This window comes from Rhodopseudomonas sp. BR0C11, from assembly GCF_010820945.1.
Lineage (GTDB): Bacteria > Pseudomonadota > Alphaproteobacteria > Rhizobiales > Xanthobacteraceae > Rhodopseudomonas > Rhodopseudomonas palustris_H.
In genome coordinates, this window is the sequence record NZ_QTKI01000373.1 from 1 (window position 1) to 4877 (window position 4877).

Below are 4877 nucleotides of genomic sequence, written 5' to 3' on the forward strand. Positions count from 1 at the left end.
GCGCCGAGTGCCGACGCTGATCCACGAGCAGAACGCGGTGATGGGCCGCGCCAATCGCTTTCTGGCGCCGCGGGTCGACGCTATCGCCACCGGTTTTCCCGGCCACGAGACCGCCTGGCCGGCGCTCGCCTCCAAGATCACCAACACCGGTAATCCGATTCGTCCAGCCGTCGCCGACGCCGCGACCGTTGCCTACGACCCGCCGACCGTTGGCGGTCCGCTGCGGGTGCTGGTGTTCGGCGGCAGCCAGGGCGCCCGGGTGATGGCCGACATCGTGCCGCCGGCGCTGGAGAAACTGGATTCGGCGCTGCTGCGCCGGCTGGTGCTGACCCAGCAGGTCCGCGACGAGGACATGGGCCGGGTCCGTGCGGTGTACGACCGACTGCAGCTGAATTGCGAGCTGGCGCCGTTTTTCACCGATCTGCCGCAGCGGCTGGCGTCGAGCCAGCTCGTGGTGTCGCGCTCCGGTGCGGGGACGGTGGCTGAACTCGCGGCGATCGGCCGGCCCGGCATCCTGGTGCCGCTGCCGGGCGCGCTCGACCAGGACCAGTTCGCCAATGCCGGCGTGCTAACCGCGGCCGGCGGCGCGCTGCGCATCGTTCAACCGGATTTTACCCCGGACCGGCTGGCGGCCGAGATCACCGCGCTGGCCGCCGATCCGGCCAAATTGGCCCAAATGGCCGCCGCAGCGCGCCAAATTGGCCGTCTGGACGCCGCCGAACGCCTCGCCGACGTGGTCGGACGGGTCGCGAAGGTCTAAGGCCGGGCGGACGAAAACCTCGCAACGGCGCATTTGCCGGACTTGTCCCGGCCATCCCCGTCTTGCATGAAGTGACCCTGAATCGGAAATGCCCGTGACCATCCGGGCACGACCAGCAACGATAGAGACCCTCCCCATGAGATTGCCGCGCCATATCGGACCTATCCACTTCGTCGGGATCGGCGGTATCGGCATGAGCGGCATCGCCGAGGTGCTGTGCAATCTCGGCTACACCGTGCAGGGCTCCGACGCGTCGGAAAGCGCCAACGTCAACCGGCTGCGCGAGAAGGGCATCCAGATCCACGTCGGCCACCAGGCCGACAACATCAAGGGCGCCGACGTGCTGGTGGTGTCGACCGCGATCAAGCGCGACAACCCCGAACTGCTCGCGGCGCGCGCGCAGCGAATTCCGGTGGTGCGCCGCGCCGAGATGCTGGCGGAGCTGATGCGGCTGAAGAGCTGCGTCGCCATCGCCGGCACCCACGGCAAGACCACCACCACCTCGATGGTGGCAGCATTGCTCGACGCCGGCGATCTCGATCCGACCGTCATCAACGGCGGCATCATCAACGCCTACGGCACCAATGCGCGGCTCGGCGGCGGCGACTGGATGGTGGTCGAAGCCGACGAGAGCGACGGCACCTTCCTCAAGTTGCCGGCCGATGTGGCGATCGTCACCAACGTCGATCCCGAGCATCTCGATCACTTCAAGACCTTCGACGCGGTGCAGGACGCCTTCCGCAATTTCGTCGAGAACGTGCCGTTCTACGGCTTCGCAGTGATGTGCATCGATCATCCGGTGGTGCAGACGCTGGTCGGCAAGATCGAAGACCGCCGCATCATCACGTACGGCGAGAACCCGCAGGCCGATGCGCGGCTGCTTGATCTTGCGGCCAGCGGCGGCGGCTCGACCTTCAAGGTCGCGTTCCGCGATCGCAAGGCTGGTACCGCGCACGAGATCGCCGATCTCAAGCTGCCGATGCCGGGTCGTCATAACGCGCTCAACGCCACCGCGGCGATCGCCGTGGCGCATGAACTTGGTCTGTCCGACGACACCATCCGCAAGGCGCTCGCGGCGTTCGGCGGCGTGCGCCGTCGCTTCACCAAGACTGGCGAATGGAACGGCGTCACCGTCATCGACGACTACGGCCACCATCCGGTCGAGATCGCCGCGGTGCTGAAGGCGGCGCGGCAGTCGACCGCGGGCAAGGTGATTGCCGTGGTGCAGCCGCATCGGTTCAGCCGGCTGCAATCGCTGTTCGAAGAATTCTGCACCTGCTTCAACGATGCCGATGCGGTGATCGTCGCCGACGTCTATCCGGCCGGCGAGGCGCCGATCGAAGGCATCGACCGCGATCACTTCGTGCTCGGCCTGCGCGCCCATGGCCACCGCGACGTCGTCGCGCTGCAGGATTCCGCGTCGCTCGCTGGCGTCGTCGCCGGCCTCGCCCACAGCGGCGACTACGTCGTCTGCTTAGGGGCCGGCAACATCACCCAATGGGCCTACGCACTGCCCGGCGAACTGAAGGCGCTCGGTTGATGTTGTTCTGGCCGGACGTTGAATCTTCGTCATGGCCGGGCTCGGCCCGGCCATCCACGTTTGTGGCCGTAAACGTATGAGTTTTCCCGATCTCACGCCCGACCTGAAAGCCGCGATGCCGGAGCTGCGCGGGCGGCTGCTCGGCAACGAGCCGCTGGCGCCGCTGACCTGGTTTCGTGTCGGCGGGCCGGCGCAGGTGCTGTTCACGCCGGCCGACGAAGATGATCTCGGTTACTTCCTGTCACGGCTGCCGGCCGAGATTCCGGTGATGTGCCTCGGGCTCGGCTCCAACCTGATCGTGCGTGACGGCGGGCTGCCGGGCGTCGCGATCCGGCTGTCGCCGCGCGGCTTCGGCGAGCATCGCGTCGAGGGTGAGGTCGTTCATGCCGGAGCCGCCGCGCTCGACAAGCGCGTGGCCGAAACCGCGGCCGCGGCTCAGCTCGGCGGACTGGAATTTTACTACGGCATTCCCGGCTCAATCGGCGGCGCGCTGCGGATGAACGCAGGCGCCAACGGCCGCGAGACCAAGGACGTGCTGATTGACGCCACCGCGTATGATCGCAGCGGCACGCGCAAACTGTTCGACAACGCCGCGATGCTGTTTTCGTATCGCCACAGCGGAGCTGATCCTGCGCTGATCTTCACCTCGGCGCGGCTGCGCGGCACGCCGGCGACGCCGGATCACATCCGCGCCAAGATGAACGAGGTGCAGGCGCATCGCGAGCTGGCGCAGCCGATCCGCGAGAAGACCGGCGGCTCGACCTTCAAGAATCCGCCCGGCCAGAGCGCGTGGCGCCTGATCGATGCCGCCGGCTGTCGCGGCCTCAGAATCGGCGGCGCGCAGGTGTCGGAGATGCACTGCAATTTCCTGATCAACACCGGCGAGGCCACTGCTGCCGATATCGAGACGCTGGGCGAGACCGTTCGCACCCGCGTCAAGGCGCAGTCCGGCGTCGAGCTGCAGTGGGAAATCAAGCGGATCGGCGTCGCGCCCGGGCAGGGCTGAGCCGGCTGCCGCACGCGATCAACTCAGCAGAATTGCAAAGCGACGCGAGTGCCGCACCTCATGGTTTTTGAGGTGACGGAGCTGGCGTCGCGTTGGGAGGTAGTTCGGGCGTATCCGGCAGCGACAGCACGTGCTCAAGCGGGATTGCCGACACCTGGAACACGCCGCTGAATGGATCCTCCTGCAGCGCGATCAGCCCGAGTGCGACGATCGCGCCGGTGGCGAAGACCGAAAGCGCAGCCGACATCGCACGCGGTTTATCGAGATGCACCAGCGCGATCGCGATTTGGGTGATCACGCCGAGGAGCAGAACGGAGATCCACTTCAGGTCGCTGGTGCGATCGATCGACAGGCTGATCCGGGTATTGCGTGAGGTGCCGGCCCGCACCGCGGAGCTGAGCAGCGCCACATGCACCGCCGCGCCGGAATCGCGGGTGATCGCCGGTGAGCTGATTTCAGTCAGCATCTGATCGTAGGCGAGGCTGGTACGCGGCGCGGCGAAACCGTTCACCGTCGGCCATTCGTCCTTGAGCACCGACGCCACATAGGCTTTCAGCGCAACGCGGATGGCTTGCATGTCTGAGACCGAGGCGACGCTGAGCGTATAGACGTTCTGCAGTTCGCCGGCCTCGGTCTGCACGGCGCGCGACGCCTGGCGATTGCGTTCGGCGACATCGTAGCCGAGGAAGCCGGTCAGCAATCCGAACAGCACTGCGACCGACGAGAAGAACGGCGCCACCACGCCCTGCAATCGCGCGATCGGTCCGCGCAGCGGCGAGACGAACACCACCACGATCAGTACGGCGGCGACGCCGTAGTACAGCAGCGCCAGCGTCGCGAAGGTTCCAAACGGCGGAAGGTCGAGCCAATCTCGGATCATCTGTTTCTCTTTGTTTCCCCGCAACGGCGCGAAACGGCACCGACGCGGGACCGCCGGAATCACGGTGCAACACCTGCAAACGTGTCCGACTTTGGCGGTTTTCGCCGCTATCGTCCACGGGCGGCGCGCGAGGGTTTTGGCTGCCCTGCACGTATGCTGGTCTAGTGCCACGGTTCCGCCAGACCGCTGCGGCCATGTGCTCAGCGGCGGCTGAGGAGACATCCTGCCTTGCATTCGCAATTTGCACCGCGCCTGCGACAGCTTCGCTGGTACGAGATCGTGCTGATCGCCACTGTCGCGGCGGCGCTGTGCATCTATCTGCCTGTCGTGGTGAAGCGCTCTGCGGTGCAGGGCTTCGGCGACGTGCAGGTGTTCTTCCGTGCGGCGTGGGCCGTGTGGACCGGCTATCCGCTGTATGAAGTCGCCGATCATCACGGCTGGACCTATCACTACCCACCGACGTTCGCGCTGCTGATGGGACCGTTCGCCCATCCGCTCGACGGCTTCCCCAAACCGGAGTGGGCGCTGCCGCTGCCGCTGTCGGTTGCGACTTGGTACGTCTTCAGTGCCCTTGCGATGCTGGCCGCCGTCGATCTGTGGGCGCGGGGGCTCGAACGTGCGCTGCCGCCGTCACTCGATCAAACCGGCTGGAGCGCGTGGTGGTTGCTGCGGCTCGGGCCGGTGGTGGCGC

Annotated in this window: 5 protein-coding genes; 4 read left to right on the forward strand and 1 reads right to left on the reverse strand. The window is 66.7% G+C overall.

All coding sequences use genetic code 11. The features are described 5' to 3' along the window. The 3 genes from DYI24_RS21335 to murB form a co-directional block, all read left to right on the forward strand. Nucleotides 1–760, forward strand: a 760-nt coding sequence (locus DYI24_RS21335; RefSeq protein ID WP_164573753.1) for a UDP-N-acetylglucosamine--N-acetylmuramyl-(pentapeptide) pyrophosphoryl-undecaprenol N-acetylglucosamine transferase, incomplete at its 5' end; no start/stop codon positions are given. 136 nt (nt 761–896) lie between these two features. Next, entirely contained in the window at nt 897–2300 is a 1404-nt protein-coding gene (gene murC / locus DYI24_RS21340; protein ID WP_164573754.1) for a UDP-N-acetylmuramate--L-alanine ligase, read from the forward strand. Nucleotides 2301–2376: 76 nt separating this feature from the next. Then, entirely contained in the window at nt 2377–3306 is a 930-nt protein-coding gene (gene murB, locus DYI24_RS21345) for a UDP-N-acetylmuramate dehydrogenase (protein WP_164573755.1), read from the forward strand. A 58-nt stretch (nt 3307–3364) separates the two neighbouring features. On the opposite strand, the gene DYI24_RS21350 is transcribed toward murB, so the two are convergent. After that, nucleotides 3365–4186 (reverse strand): bestrophin-like domain, encoded by an 822-nt coding sequence (locus tag DYI24_RS21350; protein WP_164573756.1) that lies wholly within the window; start codon nt 4184–4186, stop codon nt 3365–3367. A 228-nt stretch (nt 4187–4414) separates the two neighbouring features. Between DYI24_RS21350 and DYI24_RS21355 the strand changes: the two genes are divergently transcribed. Next, nucleotides 4415–4877 (forward strand): glycosyltransferase 87 family protein (locus tag DYI24_RS21355; protein WP_164573757.1); only part of this gene is annotated, 463 nt, incomplete at its 3' end.

Bases quoted from the DNA above. Each gene is read 5' to 3' on its own strand.
- murC (WP_164573754.1), top strand. From the start codon at position 897: ATGAGATTGCCGCGCCATATCGGACCTATCCACTTCGTCGGGATCGGC.
- murB (WP_164573755.1), top strand. From the start codon at position 2,377: ATGAGTTTTCCCGATCTCACGCCCGACCTGAAAGCCGCGATGCCGGAG.
- DYI24_RS21350 (WP_164573756.1), bottom strand. From the start codon at position 4,186: ATGATCCGAGATTGGCTCGACCTTCCGCCGTTTGGAACCTTCGCGACG.